This window comes from Streptomyces sp. NPDC037273 (genome assembly GCF_055603625.1).
This window is the reverse complement of the sequence record NZ_JBVJVO010000002.1, coordinates 283,657-300,042: the sequence shown is the minus strand read 5'-3', so window position 1 is coordinate 300,042 and position 16,386 is coordinate 283,657. Positions and strand designations below refer to the sequence as shown.

Here is a 16,386-nt window from a genome sequence, read left to right as displayed (position 1 = left end):
CGGGTGTCACCGGCCCCGTCTCACAGGGTCAGTTCGGGGTGGAGACGGTCGAGCGTCCAGACCTGCCGCTTGCGGGCGGAGACGGCGGTCAGCGCCAGGGCGCCCAGGGTGAACGCGGTCAGGACCGCGCAGGCCTGCCAGACCGGGCCGATCCCGCCGCCCGTGATCAGCCGGCGCAGCGCCTCGACGACGTAGGTCATCGGCAGGAAGGGGTGGATGGCGTTGAAGAAGCCGGGGCTCGTCTGGACGGGGTAGGTGCCGCCCGCCGAGGTCAGCTGGAGCATCAGGACGGCGAGGACCAGGATGCGTCCGGCCGCGCCGAAGCGGGCGTTGAGCCACTGGATGATCGCCGCGAAGCAGCAGGTGACGAGGGCGAGGAAGCCGATCGTGCCGGCGGCCCTGGTCATCTGGAGGCCGAGGCCCCAGTGCAGGACCGACATCAGGGCGGCGACCTGGAGGACGCCGATCGCGGCGACCGGGAGCCAGCCCGCCAGGGCGATCCGCCAGGCGGAGCCGCCGGCCGCGAGGGCGCGCCGGTTCAGCGGCTGGATGATCATGTACGCGACCATCGCGCCGACCCAGAGGGAGAGCGGGATGAAGTACGGGGCGAAGCCGGTGCCGTAGTTGGGCGCCTTGTGCAGCGACTGGGAGGCCAGCTTGACCGGGTCGGCCATCACCTCGGTGCGCCGGTCGCGGTCCTGCTGGTCGTAGTCGGGGATCTGGTCGACGCCGTCCTTCAGGCCGGTGGCGAGGGTGTTCGAACCGTCGGCCAGCTTGAACAGGCCGCCGTCCAGGGCGCCCGCGCCCTTCTTGAGCTTGCCGACGCCGCTGTCGAGGCTGACGGAGCCGGCCTTGGCGTCGGTGATGCCGGTGTGGAGGCGGTCGGCGCCCGCCGCGACCTTCTTGGCGCCCGCGTTGAGCTCGTTGATCTTCCTGATGGCGCCCTCGACGTCCTCGTCCAGGTGCGGGGCGCGGGCCGCCAGCTCGTCGGCCTGCTTCTTGAGCTTGGTCAGCCGCGCGTCCAGGGTCTTCAGGTCGGCGGCGTCGTCCTTGGTGAGCTCGTGCACGTCGTCGGCGATGGTGGCCACGTCGCCGGCGCTGACCGAGGCCTTCTTGAGCAGCTCGCACATCTTGGCGTCGGGCGCGGGGGTCTCCACGCAGGCCTCGCGGTGGAACTCGGCGAGACCCTCGTCGGCGGTGTGCGCGGCCGCGCGGACCAGGGGGGCCCGCCGCACCAGGTCGGCCAGGTTGTTCTGGGCGGCCGCGGTGGAGTCGGAGACGAGCCGGGCGGTGTCGCGGATCGACTTGCCGTTGTTCGCCAGGTAGGGGCGGACCTGGTCGGCCGTGCCGTTCACCTTGTCGGCGAGGGTCTGCGTGCCGTTCGCGACCTTGCGCGAGCCGCTCTCCAGGTCCTTGGCGCCCTTGTCGAGCTTCTTCAGGCCGGCGGCCAGGTCACCGCTGCCGGTCTTGGCGGTCGTGAGCCCGTCCGCCAGGTCCTTGGAGCCCTTCTTCGCCTTGTCCACGCCCTGCTTGAGGTCGCCGGCACCCTTGGCCGCCTTCGCGGTGGCGTCGTGGATGTCGGAGAAGGAGACGAAGATCTTGTCGAGGAAGCTCCGCGAGGACTTCGTCGAGGCCGCGGTGCGGACCTCGGAGAAGACCGTCCGGGAGATCTGGCCGACGATGTAGTTGTTGGCGTCGTTCGTCCGCACCCGCAGTGCCCCGGTCTCGGGGGAGTCACCGGAGCTGGAGGCGATGCGCGAGCTGAAGTCGCCGGGCATCGTCAGGGACAGGTAGTACTTCCCGCTCTCGACGCCTTCCCGTGCCTCCTCGTCGCTCACCCGGTGCCACGCGAAGGTGTTGCTCTTCAGGAGCCCCTCGGTGATGTCGTCGCCCGCGTGGACCGGCTTGCCGCCGGCGGTGGCGCCCTTGTCCTCGTTCACCAGGGCGACGGGGATCTTGTCGAGCCTGCTGTACGGGTCCCAGAACGAGTACAGGTACAGCGCGCCGTACAGCAGGGGCAGCAGCAGGATCGCGACGAGCGCGGCGCGCGGCAGCTTCCCCCTGCCGAAGCGCTTCAGCTCAAGCGCGGCCAGTTTCGGCGAGCGCATCGGCCGCCCCCTCCTCGGTCGTGGACGCGGGTGCGTCGGTGCGGGTGCCTTCGTCGGCGGCCTCGGCGGTGCCTTCGCCGGTGGTGCCGGTGGTGTCCTCGCCGGCCGGCTCCGCCGCGGTGTCCGCGACGGTGGTCAGCCGCAGGGCGTCGGCGGGGGCCTCGCTGCAGACGGCGAGGACGGTGGTGCCGGCGTCGGCGACGGAGCGCAGCAGGGCCCAGGCCTCGGCCCGGTCGGCGTCCGAGAGCTTCAGGTCGGCGTCGTCGACGGCGAGCAGCCGGGGGCGGCCCATCAGGGCCAGGGCGATCGAGAGGCGCAGGGCCTCCAGGCGCTCCAGGTCCCGTACGGAGGTCCGCTCGCCCTTCGGCAGGGCGTCGAGGTCGAGCCCCGCGGCCGCCACGGCCTCCTCGATCCGGGCCCGGGAGGCCGCCGCCCGCTCGGCGGGACGGCGCAGGAGGGCCCGCACCGCGCCGTCGTAGCGGCGCTGGAGCAGGGCCCGCTCGCGCAGGTGCTCGGCGACCGTGAAGGCGGGGTCGAGCTCGCTGACGCCGGGGACGTGGCCGAGCGCGGCGATCCGGCGCACGGCCGCCATCCGCTTGGGCAGCGGGAGGCCGCCGACCTCCGCGTGGCCCGTGTGGGACTTCATCCGCCCGGTGAGCGCGAGCAGCAGACAGGTGCGGCCCGAACCGGACGGCCCCTCGATCGCCACCAGCTCGCCGGGTGCGGCCCGGAAGGACACGTCGCTGAACACCCAGCCGCGCGGGCCCTTCAGTCCGAAGCCGTCCGCGACGACGGCGGCGCCGTGCGGCTGCTCGTCGGCTTCCGTGCTCACGGACTCACCCCCCATTCCCCTTTTTGAACTGACCAGTCAGTCCAAAAGTTACCCCTGAGTTCGATTTCAGGCAAAACCCCAGGTCAACGCGATTGTCAGTGGGGCCGGGCACGATGAACACATACGGCCACAGCGCCGTCACGCGACGACAGGAGGTTCGTCATGGCCAGCCCTTCCGAAGCCGCCGCGCCCCGGCGCGGCCCCGGAGGCCGTCCCGCACCCGCTCGTTCAGGACCCGCGTCCGACATCCACCCCGTCCCGCGCCGCGCCACCGCCCCGCCCGCCGCCCTCGACCTCCTCGCCAAGGCCACGGCCGGCCTCGCCGAGGCCGCCACCCTCGACCGCCCCCACGAGCGGTACGCCGCCGCCCACCTCGCCGCCCTCCGTGCCGCCGCCGCGGTGCTCGCCGCCCGCGCCAGACCCGAGACCGGGCCCCGCGGGCGCCGGCGGATAAGGAGCGCCTGGGAGCTCCTCGCCGAACTGGCACCCGAGCTGACCGAGTGGAGCGCCCTCTTCGCCGCGGGCGCCCCGCGCCGGGCCCGCGCCGAGGCCGGCATCGCCGCGGCCGCCACCCGGCGCGAGGCCGACGACCTGCTCAGGGACGCGGCGCTCTTCCTGCGCCTGGTCGAGCGGCTCCTCGTCCTCCAGCCGGTGCTGCCGCGCCAGCCCGGGGGCGACGAGTCCGGAGGATGATCCGAAAGCCAGGGGCGAGGCCATAGGGTGGGGAGCGTTCGCACCCGTCACCGAGGAGTCAACAGCCGTGCCGGACCCTTCCCCTGTCTTCGGCCGAGAGACGTCGTCCCGACCGTCGCGCGCCTCCCTGCGTACCGCCGTCGTCTGGGACGTCCTCAAAGACGCCCTCGACCGCCGGATCGCGGCCACCGGGAAGGACAGCCTCGACGTCCTCGACACGGGCGGCGGCTCCGGGAACTTCGCGGTGCCGGTGGCCCGCCTCGGCCACCGGGTCACCGTCGTCGACCCCAGCCCCAACGCGCTCTTCGCGCTCGGCCGCCGGGCCGCCGAGGCCGGGGTCGCCGACCTCGTCACCGGCGTCCAGGGCGACATCCGGGGCCTCTTCGACGTGGTCGGACGCGAGGGCTTCGACGCGGTGCTCTGCCACGGCGTCCTGGAGTACGTCGACGACCCCGCCGAAGGCGTGCGGAACGCGGTCGCCGCGCTCCGGCCCGCCGGCAGCCTCAGCCTCCTCGCCGCCGGACTCGGCGGAGCCGTCCTGGCCCGCGCCCTCGCCGGGCACTTCACCGAGGCCAGGACCGCGCTCTCCGACCCGGCGGGCCGCTGGGGCGCGGGCGACCCCGTGCCCCGGCGCTTCACCGCCGAGCAGCTCACCGAGCTGGCCGGCGACGCCGGACTCGAGGTCGGCGCCGTGCACGGCGTCCGGGTCTTCGCCGACCTGGTCCCCGGCGCCCTCGTCGACACCGAGCCCGGTGCCGCCGAGGCCCTCCTCAAGCTGGAGGCGGCCGCGGCCGAGCTGCCCTCCTTCCAGGCCATCGCCACCCAGCTGCACCTCCTGGGCGAGAAGCGCGGCTGAACAGGACGGCCACCCGATCGGCGGTGCGGGCCGCGGCGCTCGATGGAGTACGCCACAGCCCGCCCGGTAAGGGGCCGCGCCCCGTATGATCGGGGGACACCATCCGGCATGACGGACCAGGGGCTGGGGAATCAACGCCTCAGCAACCGATCCGCATGGCGGCCCGGATTGGCTATTCGGCATTGAGGGCGGGTTTCACGGGGGCGATTCCCTGCCTATCCTGAAAGGGCCGCAAACCGGTCGCCCCCGCGACCGACGACTAGGAGGACTCCGTGCCGCTCTCGGAGCACGAGCAGCGAATGCTCGAGCAGATGGAGCGAGCGCTGTACGCCGAAGATCCCAAGTTCGCGACAGCGCTCGAGGGAAGCGGACTGCGTACGTACACCCGACGACGGGTCTACCAAGCAGTCGCCGGCTTCCTGGTGGGTATCGCGCTCCTCATGGCCGGAATGGTCGCACAGCAGATCTGGATCAGCGTGGTGGGATTCCTCGTCATGCTGGGCTGCGCGGTCCTGGCGGTCACCGGATGGCGCAAGGCGCCCAAGCCGGGCGAGCAGCAGGCCAGGGGTGGGGTGGCGGCCCCCGGCCGTCAGACCCGGCAGCGACGCTCCATGATGAACCGCATCGAAGAGCGGTGGCAGCGCCGCCGCGACGAACAGCAGGGCGGCGGCCACTGACGGCCCCCTGAGCGGTAGCCCCGCCCCTTCCCACCCCACCGAGCCCCGCGGACCCCTGCGGGGCTCAGTCATGTGCGGTGCTCAGCCATGTGCTGGGCTCAGTCGTGTGCTGAGAAGGAACGGGATGCCCCCCGTGGACCCGGCCCCCTCCCGCGAGGCGGGGGCCGGGTCCGCCGCTCTCAGGTGGTCCTGCGGAGCGGGAGGGAGCGGAGGCGTACGGCCAGGGCCGTGTTCAGCGAGGCCCACCGGTCGGAGAACGCCCAGCGGAGACGGACCGCGGAGCGCGGGGCGAGCAGGGCGCGGAGCCGCGCCCTGCGGTCGGCCCCGGCGTGGAAGCCCGCCCGGACCCGCCCGGCGTCCTCGGCGAGACCGGCCACGGGGCTCGGGTGAGGCGCGTACAGCACCTCTTCCACGGCCCCGGCCACCCGGTGCACCGCGTCCGCCGACGCGCCGGTCAGCTCACCCAGACGGACGATCCTCGCCGCCGTGTTCCTCGGCGTCCGCGACTCGTCGGGCTCGACCCCGTAGTCCCAGGCCGTGTCGTTGATCTCCTGCCAGACCGCGAGCGTGCGCGCCGCGCTCTCCCCGGGGCCGCGCGCCCCGGCGGCACCGGCCGGACCGAGCCGTCGCGACCGGACCCGGGTCCGCCACAGCAGCGGGAGGAACGGCAGGGACAGGACGGCGAGCACCGCCAGCGAGATCAGCGTCACGGCCAGCGGGTCCGGTCCCGAACCGTCCGAGGAGGCGGTGCCCGCGGCCGCGTCGGGACCGCAGTCGCCGAGCCTCCGCTGCTGCGGGGTGCAGCTCTCCGAGGCGCTCGGCGCGGCGGACGGCTGGGCCGAGGCGCTCTGCTGGGGCCGAGCCGGGCCGGTGGCCGTGCCCGAGGGCGTGGTCTCCCGGGAGTAGGTGGGGGTGGAGCCGCGCGAGGGCGTCGGCTCGAACCGGGTCCAGCCCGCGCCCTCGAAGTACAGCTCGGGCCAGGCGTGCGCGTCCCGGATGCCGACCGAGATCGAGCCGTCGGTCTGCGTGGTGCCGGGGGTGAAGCCGACGGCCACCCGGGCCGGGATGCCGAGCGAGCGGGCCATCGCCGCCATCGAGAAGGAGAAGTGGACGCAGAAGCCCCGCTTGTCCTTCAGGAAGCGGGAGATCGCCTGCACACCAGTGCCGGACTCCACCTCGACGTCATAGCGGAAGCCGCCGTTGTCGGCGAACCAGTCCTGGAGCCGCACCGCGCGCTCGTAGTCGTTGCGCGCGCCCTTGGTGACCGTCAGGGCCGTCGCCCGCACGTCGGCGGGGAGGCTGTCGGGCACCTTGGTGTACTCGCGGCGCAGCTGCTCGGGCGCCGGCCCGGCGGCGGCCAGCTGGTCGGCCGTCGGCCGCACGTCGAGGCTGGCGACCTGGTAGCGGGCGCCCTTGGTGGTCTGCTTGTCGTCGCCGACGAGCATCCGCCCCGCCGGTTCGAACCGCCAGCGTCCGCTGATGTCGACCCGTCCCGCCGGGTACGGCATCGGCAGCCACTTCTGCTCGTACGCGTCGGAGGCGACGAAGTTGCTGGTCACCTCGGTGATCTGGACGCTCTGGGAGAGCCCCTGCGGCCAGGGCAGCTGCTTGGGGACGGCCTCGATCGGGCGGACCGAGGACTTCCAGGAGGTGCCGTCGAACTGGTCGAGCGCGACCAGCCGCAGATACAGGTCGCCGGTGTCGCGGGAGTTGGTGCGGTAGCGCAGGACCTCCCGGTCCTCCGGCTGGCGCAGGTTGTCCTGGAGGGAGACCAGCGGGTTCACGGCCGAGATCGTGCCGCCCTTGCCGGTGCCGCCCGCACCCCCTTCGCCCGCGCCGCCGCCGAAGAGCCCGCCGCTGAGGCCGGGCAGCGCGAGCGGCACGACCAGCGCGATGCCCATCGCCACGGCGCCGATCCGGCGCCCGGTGCGGGCCGGGGCGACGACCGGGCCGCCCGCGACGGAGGAGCCGGCCCGGCCGGAGCGCTGGGCGCCGCCGAAGATCCGGCCCCACTGGGAGAGCCGGTCGCGGCCCTCGGCGAGGAGCAGCAGCAGATAGCCGGAGGCGGCGAGCAGGAACCAGAGCCAGCCCGCGCCGCCGCCGGAGAGGCCGGCCGCCACCGAGTACAGGGCGAGCAGCGGCAGTCCGGCCGGGGCCGCCTTGCGGAAGGTGACGGCCAGGGTGTCCACCAGCAGCCCGATGGCGACGACACCGCCGACCAGCATGAGCCGGATGCCCTCGGTGTCGGGTGCGGGGATCGCGTACCGGCCGACGTCGTCGGCGCCCGCCTGGAACAGCTCGGCGGCGTGCTCGAAGGCCCGCGGGCCGGGGATCAGCCAGAGGATCGCCTGCTCCCGCGCGAAGATCACGGTGAGCGCGAGCAGGGCCACGGCGGTCTGGGCGAGCAGGGTCAGCGGCCGGGCCAGCGGGACCCGCCGGGCCAGCGTGCCGGCCGCGCTGACCAGGCCGAGGACGAAGGCGGCGGTGAAGATCCAGGTCGCCGGCTTCACCAGGGGGAGCAGCGCTCCGGAGGCCATCAGGGTGGCGCCCCAGGCGGCGATCGTCAGCCGTGCGCGGCCGCTCATGACCAGCCTCCGTAGGTGTCGGCGGCGGATTCCGCGCGTGTTCCGGCGGCCTGCTGCCACAGATCGGCGAACCGGGCCCCGGCCGGTACGGTCAGCGCCGTCCAGCCCGCGTCGCGCAGCTGTCCGACCCGGTCGTCGGCCGCCCCGGCGACCGCGCCGCCGGTGAGCCAGGTCCCGGAGTCCAGGACGAACGCGACGGCGCCGCCGCTCCGCCCGCGCATCCGGGCGGTGAGGGCGGCCTGTTCCTCGTCGAGGTCGCCGAGGAAGGCGATGAGGAGTCCTTCGTTCCCGCCGCGCAGCACGTCGGAGGCGCGGGAGAGCCCGCCGCCCTCGGAGTGGTCGACCACCGCGAGGGTGTCCATCAGGAGTCCGGCGGAGTCGGCCGAGTCCTGCGCCGAGCCGGCGAAGCCCTCGGAGCCGTCTCCGGGCACCGCGCTGCCGGTGTCGGTGAGCAGGCGGACCGCGTAACCGCGGGCCAGCATGTGCACCAGGGTGGAGGCGGCGGCCGAGACGGCCCATTCGAAGGCGGAGTCGGGGCCCGAGCCCTGGTAGGCGATCCGGCGGGTGTCGAGGAGCACCGTGCAGCGGGCCCGCTGCGGCTGTTCCTCGCGGCGGACCATCAGCTCGCCGTAGCGGGCGGTGGAGCGCCAGTGCACCCGGCGCAGGTCGTCGCCGTGCCGGTAGGTGCGGGGGATGACGTCGTCGTCGCCGGCCAGGGCGAGGGAACGTTGCTGCCCCTCCCCGTACCCCGAGGCCTCGCCGGTGAGCTTCACCGGCGGCAGGGGCACGGTCCGCGGGACGACGGTGAGGGTGTCGTAGGCGCTGAAGGAGCGGGTCAGCTCGCACATCCCGAAGGGGTCGTTGAGCCGCAGCTGGAGCGGGCCGAGCGGGAACCGGCCGCGCAGGTCGGAGCGGACCCGGTAGGACACCTCGCGCCGGCCGCCGGCCTCGACCCGGTCGAGGACGAAGCGGGGGCGGGGGCCCAGCATGTACGGCACGTTGTCCTGGAGCATCAGCAGCCCGGTGGGGAGCTTGGAGACGTTCTCCATGCGCAGCTGGACCCGGGCCTCGGTGCCCGCCTCCACCCGCTGGGGGGTGAGGCGGCGGGAGGCCGCGACCCGGTAGCGGGTGCGGTGCAGCACGAGGACGCAGATGAGCGGCAGTGCGGCGAGCAGCAGGCCGACGCGCAGCAGGTCGGCCTGGCCGAGGACGTACGCGCAGACGGCGGCGGCCACGCCGGCGGCGAGGAAGGACCGGCCGCGGGTGGTGAGACCGCCCAGGGCGGCCCGCAGTCCGCCCCGGTCGTCGTCCTCGCCCCGCTGCCCGTCCGGAACGGCAGCGGTCGTCATCACAGCCGCCGGGCGCCGGGCTGCTGCTGGCCGTAGAGCGGTCCCGCGGGCGGCGCCGAGGCCGGGACCGGGGTGCGCTGGAGGATGTCCTGGATGACCTGCTCGGCCGTGCGCCGGTTCAGCTGGGCCTGCGCCGTCGGCAGCAGCCGGTGGGCGAGGACGGGTGCGGCGAGGGCCTGGAGGTCGTCCGGCAGGACGTACTCGCGGCCGCTGAGCGCGGCGGAGGCCTTGGCGGCCCGCAGCAGGTGCAGCGTGGCCCGGGGCGAGGCGCCGAGCCGCAGGTCGGGGTGGGTACGGGTGGCGGCGACGAGGTCGACCGCGTACCGGCGTACGGCGTCGGCGACGTGCACCGCGCGGACCGCCTCGATCAGCTTCATGACGTCGTGGGCGTGGGCGACCGGCTGGAGGTCGTCCAGCGGGGAGACCGAGCCGTGCACGTCGAGCATCTTGAGCTCGGCGTCGGCGCTGGGGTAGCCGATGGAGACCTTGGCCATGAAGCGGTCGCGCTGGGCCTCGGGCAGCGGGTAGGTGCCCTCCATCTCGACCGGGTTCTGGGTGGCCACGACCATGAACGGGCTGGGCAGCTCGTAGGTCTGGCCGTCCACGGTGACCTGGCGCTCCTCCATGGACTCCAGGAGCGCGGACTGGGTCTTCGGCGAGGCGCGGTTGATCTCGTCGCCGATGACGATCTGGGCGAAGATCGCGCCCGGCTTGAACTCGAACTCCCGGCGCTGCTGGTCGAAGATCGACACGCCCGTGACGTCCGAGGGCAGCAGGTCGGGGGTGAACTGGATGCGGCGCACCGAGCAGTCGATGGACCGCGCCAGCGTCTTGGCCAGCATGGTCTTGCCGACGCCGGGGACATCCTCGATCAGGAGATGTCCCTCGGCGAGCAGCACGGTCAGCGAAAGCCGTACGACCTCGGGCTTGCCCTCGATCACGCTCTCCACCGACCTGCGGACTCGCTCCGCGGTGGTGGTCAGATCTGCGAGGCTCGCTCGATCGTCATAGGTCGTCACCCGGCCCTCCTCGGCCTTCCGGAACACGGACACCTGCCCCCGCGGGATGGTTCGGGGGGTGTCCACCCGGGCATTGTTGTTGCCCTGGCCGGGTCGTGTCACTTGCCCGCGGACAAGTGCGAGGGAAATGCCGGGGTTTGGGCGTTTACGCCGGGTCGATCTCGCGCAGCAGACCCGTCGTCACATCGAAGACGAAGCCCCGGACGTCGTCCGCGTGCAGCAGGAAGGGGGAGGTCCTGACCCGCTGCATGGACTGGCGGACGTCCTGGTCGACATCGCGGAAGGCCTCGACCGCCCAGGCCGGGCGCTGGCCGACCTCGTCCTCCAGCTCGTGCCGGAAGTCCTCGGTGAGCGATTCGAGACCGCAGTTCGTGTGGTGCACCAGCATCACGCTGCGGGTGCCCAGGGCGCGCTGGCTGATGGTGAGGGACCGGATCACGTCGTCGGTGACCACACCGCCCGCGTTGCGGATCGTGTGGCAGTCGCCGAGCTGGAGGCCGAGGGCCGCGTGCAGGTCGAGACGGGCGTCCATGCAGGCGACGACGGCGACGCGGAGCACGGGGCGGGCGTCCATGCCGGGGTCGGTGAAGTCGGCGGCGTAGTGCCCGTTGGCCTCGACGAGACGGTCGGTGACCGTACCGCCGGTGCGTATGGCGTCGGCAGAGGGGTGCGCGGAGGTCGACATGCTTCCGACGTTAATGGGCACAAGGAGACCGGGCCTGCTGTGAGGGAGGACAAAGAACGCCATTGAGTCTTGTTGTGAGCTAATCCACAGGCCCCGCCGTCATGGCCCCGAACGAGTGAGCCGCCCGGAATGTCCGCCGGCCCCTCCGGCGCCGTGCGACGCGCCAGCCGGTTGATTGACCGGCGCGTCCGGTGGACTAAAGTGACGCGAAGTTAACGGAGACATCGAGCGATTTCCGCGGTTTCTCCCCCGTGTGTGCGGCGGTACCTACGGCTCGGCCTCCTCCCGCGGTACGTGCCTCCGCGCCGGTTCTGAGAGGGCGCATTGAGCAACGACCGACACGTCCCGGTGATGCTCCAGCGGTGCCTGGACATGTTGGCCCCCGCACTGGAGCGCCCCGGCGCGGTCGTAGTCGACTGCACCCTGGGCCTCGGCGGCCACAGCGAGGCCCTGCTCAAGCGGTTCCCCGAGGTGCGGCTCATCGCCCTCGACCGCGACAAGGAGGCCCTGCGGCTCTCCGGCGAGCGACTCGCCCCGTACGGCGAGCGGGCCACCCTCGTCCACGCCGTGTACGACGAGCTGCCCGAGGTCCTCGACCGGCTCGGCATCCCGAAGGTCGACGGCGTCCTCTTCGACCTCGGCGTCTCCTCCATGCAGCTGGACGAGGCCGACCGCGGCTTCGCCTACGCCCAGGACGCCCCGCTCGACATGCGCATGGACCAGTCGACCGGCATCAGCGCGGCCGAGGTCCTCAACACCTACCCGGCCGGCGAGCTGGTCCGCATCCTCCGTGCCTACGGCGAGGAGAAGCAGGCCAAGCGGATCGTCTCCGCCATCGTGCGCGAGCGCGAGAAGGAGCCCTTCACCAACAGCGCCCGGCTCGTCGAGCTCATCCGCGACGCGCTGCCCCAGGCGGCCAAGCGCACCGGCGGCAACCCCGCCAAGCGGACCTTCCAGGCCCTGCGCATCGAGGTCAACCGCGAACTCGAAGCCGTCGAGAACGCGATCCCGGCGGCCGTGAAGGCCCTCGCCGTCGGCGGACGGGTCGCCGTCCTCTCGTACCAGTCCCTCGAGGACCGGATCGTCAAGGCCGTCTTCGCGGCCGGCGCGGCGACCACCGCCCCGCCCGGACTGCCCGTCGTCCCGGAGAAGTACCAGCCCCGCCTCAAGCTGCTCACCCGCGGCGCCGAGCTCCCCACCGAGGAGGAGGTCGCCGAGAACCGGCGCGCCGCCCCCGCCCGGCTCCGGGGCGTCGAGCGCATCCGGGAGGACGTGCTGTGAGCACGGCGAAGGGGCCCCTCAAAGGGCGGGCCGCGCGGCTCGGCCGGCTCATGCCGTCGGGGCCCAGCTCGGCCGCCCGCACCCCCTTCGTCCTGCTCGTCGTCGTCCTCCTCGGCGGCGGTCTCATCTCGCTGCTGCTGCTGAACTCGGCGCTCAACCAGGGCTCCTTCCAGCTCAACGAGCTCAAGACCAGGACCACCGAACTCACCGACGAGCAGCAGGCGCTCCAGCGGGACGTCGACGACTACGCCGCCCCCGACGCGCTGGAGCGCCGCGCCCGCGAACTCGGCATGGTCCCCGGCGGCAGCCCCGCCTTCCTCGGCCCCGACGGCAAGGTCCTCGGCGAAGCCTCAGCCGCGCCGTCCCCTTCGCCCACCCCGAAGCCCACGACCGCCCCGCCCGTACCCACGGGCACCCCGAAGCCGCCTGCCGGCACCGGCGCACAACCCACCGGCTCAGCCCCCACCAGCCCGGGCCCCACCGGCACCGGCCAGGCACGGACCGCGCCAGGACCAAACGCGCAGGACACCGCGCAGGAGACCGCGCAGGACCCCCAGGAACCCGCCCCGACGACCTCCGGTAGGTGACCGAGCCAGTGCCCCCCAAGGAGCCCCCGCGCCGCCGCGTCCCCGGACCCGCGCGGCCCGCGCGCCCCCGGCCGGCCTCCGCCGGAGCCAGGCCGTCCCGGCCGGCGCCGCGCCCGGCGGCCAAGCGGCCCGCGCCCAGGCCGCAGGCCCGGCAGCCCCGCACGATCCGGCTCGGCAGCCCGCGACCCCGGCTGCGGCTGGTCTCCCTGGGCCTGACGCTCGTGATGATCGCGTTCGTGGTGCGGCTGCTCCAGGTGCAGGCCGTCGACGCCAGCGCGTACGCGGCCAAGGCCGACAAGTATCGCTTCCAGGAGTACACGCTCTCGGCCGAGCGCGGTGAGATCACCGACCGCAACGGCATCGCGCTGGCCGCCAGCGTCGACGCGTACGACATCACCGCCGACCCCAAGCTCTTCACGCCCGATGAGGCCAAGGTCCCGGACGCCCCGGAGCAGGCTGCCGCCCTCCTCGCGCCGATCCTGGGCAAGGAGCCCGCGGAGCTCGCCAAGAAGCTCCGTACCCCCAAGTCCCGCTACACCCTGCTCGCCCGCAAGCAGACCCCGCAGGTCTGGAACCAGATCAAGGACCTCAAGCGGGTCTACGGGCAGAAGGCGCAGCGCTCCGCGGGCGGCAACGGCGTCAACCTCCTCGGCGGCGTCCTCAGCGAGCCCAGCACCAAGCGCGTGTACCCGAACGGCGAGCTCGCCGCCGGGATACTGGGGTACGTCAACGCCGAGGGCAAGGGCGCCGGCGGCGTCGAGTCGATGCTCGACCCCGAGCTGGCCGGCAAGGACGGCACGATCCGCTTCACCCAGTCCGGTGGCCGGCAGGTGCCGACCGCGGGCTCCCAGGGCACCCCCGCCGTCCCCGGCTCCGACATCGAGCTCACCATCGACCGGGACATCCAGTGGGCCGCCCAGAAGGCCATCACCGACCAGGTGAGGAAGTCCAAGGCCGACCGCGGCTACGTCGTCGTGCAGAACACGAAGACCGGCGAGGTCCTCGCCATGGCCAACGCCCCCGGCTTCGACCCCAACGACCTCTCCGCCGCCAACGCCGCCTCCATGGGCAACGCCGCCCTCCAGGACGCCTACGAGCCCGGCTCCACCAGCAAGGTCATGTCCATGGCCGCCGTCCTGGAGGAGGGCAAGGCGGCCCCCGACACCCACGTCACGGTCCCCAACCGGCTCCACCGCGGCGACCGGCTCTTCCAGGACGACGTCGACCACAAGACCTGGTACCTGACGCTCAACGGCGTCCTCGCCAAGTCCAGCAACATCGGCACCATCCTCGCCACCGGCCGGCTCGGCGACACCCAGCCCGAGTCCAACCGGGTCCTCTACTCCTACCTGCGCAAGTTCGGCATCGGCAGCCCCACCGGCCTCGACTACCCGGGCGAGACGGCGGGCATCCTCGCCAAGCCCGAGGACTGGTCCACCTCGCAGCAGTACACGATCCCCTTCGGCCAGGGCCTCTCGGTCAACGCCATGCAGGCCGCCTCCGTGTACTCGACCATCGCCAACAAGGGCGTACGCATCGAGCCGACCCTGGTACGCGGCACCAAGGGCCCCGACGGGCGCTTCGCCCCCGCGCCCACCCCCAAGGAGTCCAGGGTCGTCAGCGAACAGACCGCGAAGACCCTGGCGCGGATGCTGGAGTCGGTCGTCAAGGACCGCGAGGGCACCGGCACCAAGGCCGCCATCCCCGGCTACCGCGTCGCGGGCAAGACCGGCACCGCCAACCGCGTCGACCCCGAACTCGGCCGCTACAAGGGCTACACCGCGTCCTTCGCCGGCTTCGCCCCCGCCGACGACCCGCAGATCACCGTCTACTGCGCGATCCAGAACCCCACCAAGGGCAGCTACTTCGGCGGCCAGATCTGCGGACCCATCTACAAGAAGGTCATGGAGTTCGCCCTCAAGACCCTCCACGTCGCCCCCACCGGCACCGCGCCCGCCCGCCTGCCGGTCGACTTCGTCCCCACCCCGTGACCCTCCGGGAGCACCAGTGACAACGATCACCCCCCACTCCGGGAACCGGAAATCGAACTCCGGCGAGGCCCCGGGCTCTTTTGGCCCCGCGCAGGGTGCGCCCGGTACGCTCACCGCCGTGCCACACGCTGATCAGTACCGAACCGCCCCGCCCCGGCCGGAGCAGGCCCGCCCGACACCCCTGGGCGACCTGGCCGCACAGCTCGGGGTCGACGCCCCCCGTGCCGCCGAGATCTCGGGCATCACCCACGACTCGCGGGCGGTCCGCCCCGGCGACGTGTACGCGGCCCTGCCCGGCGCCCGCGCGCACGGGGCCGACTTCGTCGCCCAGGCCGCCGGCCTCGGCGCCGCCGCGATCCTCACCGACCCGGCGGGCGCCGACCGCGCCGCCGCGACCGGCCTCCCGGTCCTGGTCGTCGAGGACCCGCGCGGCCGGATGGGCGAACTCGCCGCCGAGATCTACGGGCGCCCCGGCGCCGGCCTCCTCCAGATCGGCATCACCGGCACCTCCGGCAAGACCACCACCGCCTACCTCGTCGAGGGCGGCCTGCGGGGCTCCGGACGGAAGACCGGCCTCGTCGGCACCGTCGAGATGCGGATCGGCGACGAGCGCATCAAGTCCGAGCGGACCACCCCCGAGGCCACCGACCTCCAGGCGCTCTTCGCCGTCATGCGCGAGCGGGGCGTCGAGGCCGTCGCCATGGAGGTCTCCAGCCACGCCCTTGTGCTCGGCCGGGTCGACGGCTGCGTCTTCGACGTCGCCGTCTTCAACAACCTCAGCCCGGAGCACATGGAGTTCCACTCCGACATGGAGGACTACTTCCGGGCCAAGGCCGGGCTCTTCACGCCCGAGCGCAGCCGCCTCGGCGTGGTCAACGCCGACGACGAGTACGGCCGCCGGCTCGCCAAGGAGGCCACCGTCCCGGTCGTCACCTTCTCCGCCGAAGGCCGCGCCGACGCCGACTGGCGCGCCGAGGACCTCGTCCTCGGCTCCCACGACTCGACGTTCACCGCCGTCGGCCCGGACGGCGAGCGGATCGCCGCCACCGCGCCGCTGCCCGGCCCGTTCAACGTCGCCAACACCCTCGCCGCGATCGTCACCCTCGCCGCCGCGGGCCTCGACCCGAAGGCCGCCGCCGACGGCATCGCCGCCGTCCCCGGCGTCCCCGGCCGGCTGGAGCGGGTCGAGGCGGGCCAGCCGTACCTCGCCGTCGTCGACTACGCGCACAAGACGGACGCCGTCGAATCCGTGCTGCGCTCCCTGCGCGAGGTCACCGAGGGCAAGCTGCACGTGGTCATCGGCTGCGGCGGCGACCGGGACACCACCAAGCGCGGCCCGATGGGCGCCGCCGCGGCCCGGCTCGCCGACACGGCCGTCCTGACCTCCGACAACCCGCGCTCCGAGGACCCGCTCCGGATCCTCACCGCCATGCTCACGGGCGCCGCCGAGGTCCCCGCCGAGGACCGCGGCGAGGTGCTCGTCCTCGCGGACCGGGCCGCCGCCATCGCCGCGGCCGTCGCCCGCGCACGGCCGGGCGACACCGTCCTCGTCGCCGGCAAGGGCCACGAGCAGGGCCAGGAGACCGCCGGCGTGGTCCGCCCCTTCGACGACCGCGAGGTCCTGCGCGCGGCCATCCTCGAACAGCACGCCCGGACCGCCCCGGCGGCCGAAGGCGCCGAAGCCAGCTCCGCGAACAGTCACCAGAACAGTCAGGGATGAAGC

Annotated in this window: 13 protein-coding genes; 7 read left to right on the top strand and 6 right to left on the bottom strand. The window is 73.5% G+C overall.

Going from position 1 to position 16,386, the window contains the following annotated elements:
- Positions 1-20: 20 nt before the first annotated feature.
- Together ACZ7G1_RS06530 and ACZ7G1_RS06525 are read right to left on the bottom strand one after the other, a co-directional pair.
- Complete coding sequence (locus ACZ7G1_RS06530) at positions 21-2,108, bottom strand: YhgE/Pip family protein (RefSeq protein ID WP_470874490.1); 2,088 nt, start codon at positions 2,106-2,108, stop codon at positions 21-23.
- The gene (locus ACZ7G1_RS06525) at positions 2,080-2,940 is read right to left on the bottom strand and encodes an ATP-binding cassette domain-containing protein (protein ID WP_470874492.1); all 861 of its coding nucleotides are present in this window, start codon (positions 2,938-2,940) and stop codon (positions 2,080-2,082) included. Before ACZ7G1_RS06525 ends, ACZ7G1_RS06530 begins: the two co-directional genes overlap by 29 nt.
- Before the next feature lie 162 nt (positions 2,941-3,102).
- Between ACZ7G1_RS06525 and ACZ7G1_RS06520 the strand changes: the two genes are divergently transcribed.
- The 3 genes from ACZ7G1_RS06520 to ACZ7G1_RS06510 all read left to right on the top strand — a co-directional run bounded on the left by ACZ7G1_RS06520 (position 3,103) and on the right by ACZ7G1_RS06510 (position 5,166).
- A complete protein-coding gene (locus ACZ7G1_RS06520; RefSeq protein WP_470874493.1) occupies positions 3,103-3,633 on the top strand; it encodes an SAV_6107 family HEPN domain-containing protein in 531 nt (176 codons plus the stop codon).
- Between the two features lie 67 nt (positions 3,634-3,700).
- On the top strand, positions 3,701-4,489 hold the full coding sequence (locus ACZ7G1_RS06515) for a methyltransferase (protein WP_470874495.1): 789 nt from the start codon (positions 3,701-3,703) through the stop codon (positions 4,487-4,489).
- Between the two features lie 272 nt (positions 4,490-4,761).
- Positions 4,762-5,166: a DUF3040 domain-containing protein gene (locus tag ACZ7G1_RS06510; RefSeq protein ID WP_470874497.1), complete on the top strand. Its 405-nt coding sequence runs from the start codon at positions 4,762-4,764 to the stop codon at positions 5,164-5,166.
- Between the two features lie 179 nt (positions 5,167-5,345).
- Here the strand turns inward: ACZ7G1_RS06510 and ACZ7G1_RS06505 are convergent, their stop codons facing one another.
- From ACZ7G1_RS06505 to ACZ7G1_RS06490, 4 genes are all read right to left on the bottom strand, one after another.
- The gene (locus tag ACZ7G1_RS06505) at positions 5,346-7,751 is read right to left on the bottom strand and encodes a transglutaminase TgpA family protein (protein ID WP_470874499.1); all 2,406 of its coding nucleotides are present in this window, start codon (positions 7,749-7,751) and stop codon (positions 5,346-5,348) included.
- Positions 7,748-9,100, bottom strand: a complete 1,353-nt coding sequence (locus tag ACZ7G1_RS06500) for a DUF58 domain-containing protein (RefSeq protein WP_470874501.1) — start codon at positions 9,098-9,100, stop codon at positions 7,748-7,750. Before ACZ7G1_RS06500 ends, ACZ7G1_RS06505 begins: the two co-directional genes overlap by 4 nt.
- Entirely contained in the window at positions 9,100-10,119 is a 1,020-nt protein-coding gene (locus ACZ7G1_RS06495; protein WP_470874908.1) for an AAA family ATPase, read from the bottom strand. The genes ACZ7G1_RS06500 and ACZ7G1_RS06495 overlap by 1 nt, the downstream gene beginning before the upstream one ends.
- 145 nt (positions 10,120-10,264) lie before the next feature.
- Positions 10,265-10,804: a beta-class carbonic anhydrase gene (locus ACZ7G1_RS06490; RefSeq protein ID WP_470874502.1), complete on the bottom strand. Its 540-nt coding sequence runs from the start codon at positions 10,802-10,804 to the stop codon at positions 10,265-10,267.
- A 324-nt stretch (positions 10,805-11,128) separates the two neighbouring features.
- Between ACZ7G1_RS06490 and rsmH the strand changes: the two genes are divergently transcribed.
- The 4 genes from rsmH to ACZ7G1_RS06470 are packed head-to-tail and all read left to right on the top strand — an operon-like array spanning position 11,129 to position 16,383.
- Positions 11,129-12,085 carry a 16S rRNA (cytosine(1402)-N(4))-methyltransferase RsmH gene (gene rsmH, locus ACZ7G1_RS06485; RefSeq protein WP_470874504.1) on the top strand — a complete coding sequence of 319 codons (957 nt, stop codon included), beginning with the start codon at positions 11,129-11,131 and terminating at the stop codon, positions 12,083-12,085.
- Positions 12,082-12,672: a cell division protein FtsL gene (gene ftsL, locus ACZ7G1_RS06480; protein ID WP_470874505.1), complete on the top strand. Its 591-nt coding sequence runs from the start codon at positions 12,082-12,084 to the stop codon at positions 12,670-12,672. Before rsmH ends, ftsL begins: the two co-directional genes overlap by 4 nt.
- 8 nt (positions 12,673-12,680) lie before the next feature.
- Positions 12,681-14,663: a peptidoglycan D,D-transpeptidase FtsI family protein gene (locus tag ACZ7G1_RS06475; RefSeq protein WP_470874910.1), complete on the top strand. Its 1,983-nt coding sequence runs from the start codon at positions 12,681-12,683 to the stop codon at positions 14,661-14,663.
- A gap of 16 nt (positions 14,664-14,679) precedes the next feature.
- A complete protein-coding gene (locus ACZ7G1_RS06470; RefSeq protein ID WP_470874507.1) occupies positions 14,680-16,383 on the top strand; it encodes a UDP-N-acetylmuramoyl-L-alanyl-D-glutamate--2,6-diaminopimelate ligase in 1,704 nt (567 codons plus the stop codon).
- The last annotated feature ends 3 nt before the right edge of the window (positions 16,384-16,386 follow it).

Bases quoted from the DNA above. Each gene is read 5' to 3' on its own strand.
- ACZ7G1_RS06490 (WP_470874502.1), bottom strand. From the start codon at position 10,804: ATGTCGACCTCCGCGCACCCCTCTGCCGACGCCATACGCACCGGCGGT.
- ACZ7G1_RS06520 (WP_470874493.1), top strand. From the start codon at position 3,103: ATGGCCAGCCCTTCCGAAGCCGCCGCGCCCCGGCGCGGCCCCGGAGGC.
- ACZ7G1_RS06530 (WP_470874490.1), bottom strand. From the start codon at position 2,108: ATGCGCTCGCCGAAACTGGCCGCGCTTGAGCTGAAGCGCTTCGGCAGG.
- ACZ7G1_RS06500 (WP_470874501.1), bottom strand. From the start codon at position 9,100: ATGACGACCGCTGCCGTTCCGGACGGGCAGCGGGGCGAGGACGACGAC.
- ACZ7G1_RS06505 (WP_470874499.1), bottom strand. From the start codon at position 7,751: ATGAGCGGCCGCGCACGGCTGACGATCGCCGCCTGGGGCGCCACCCTG.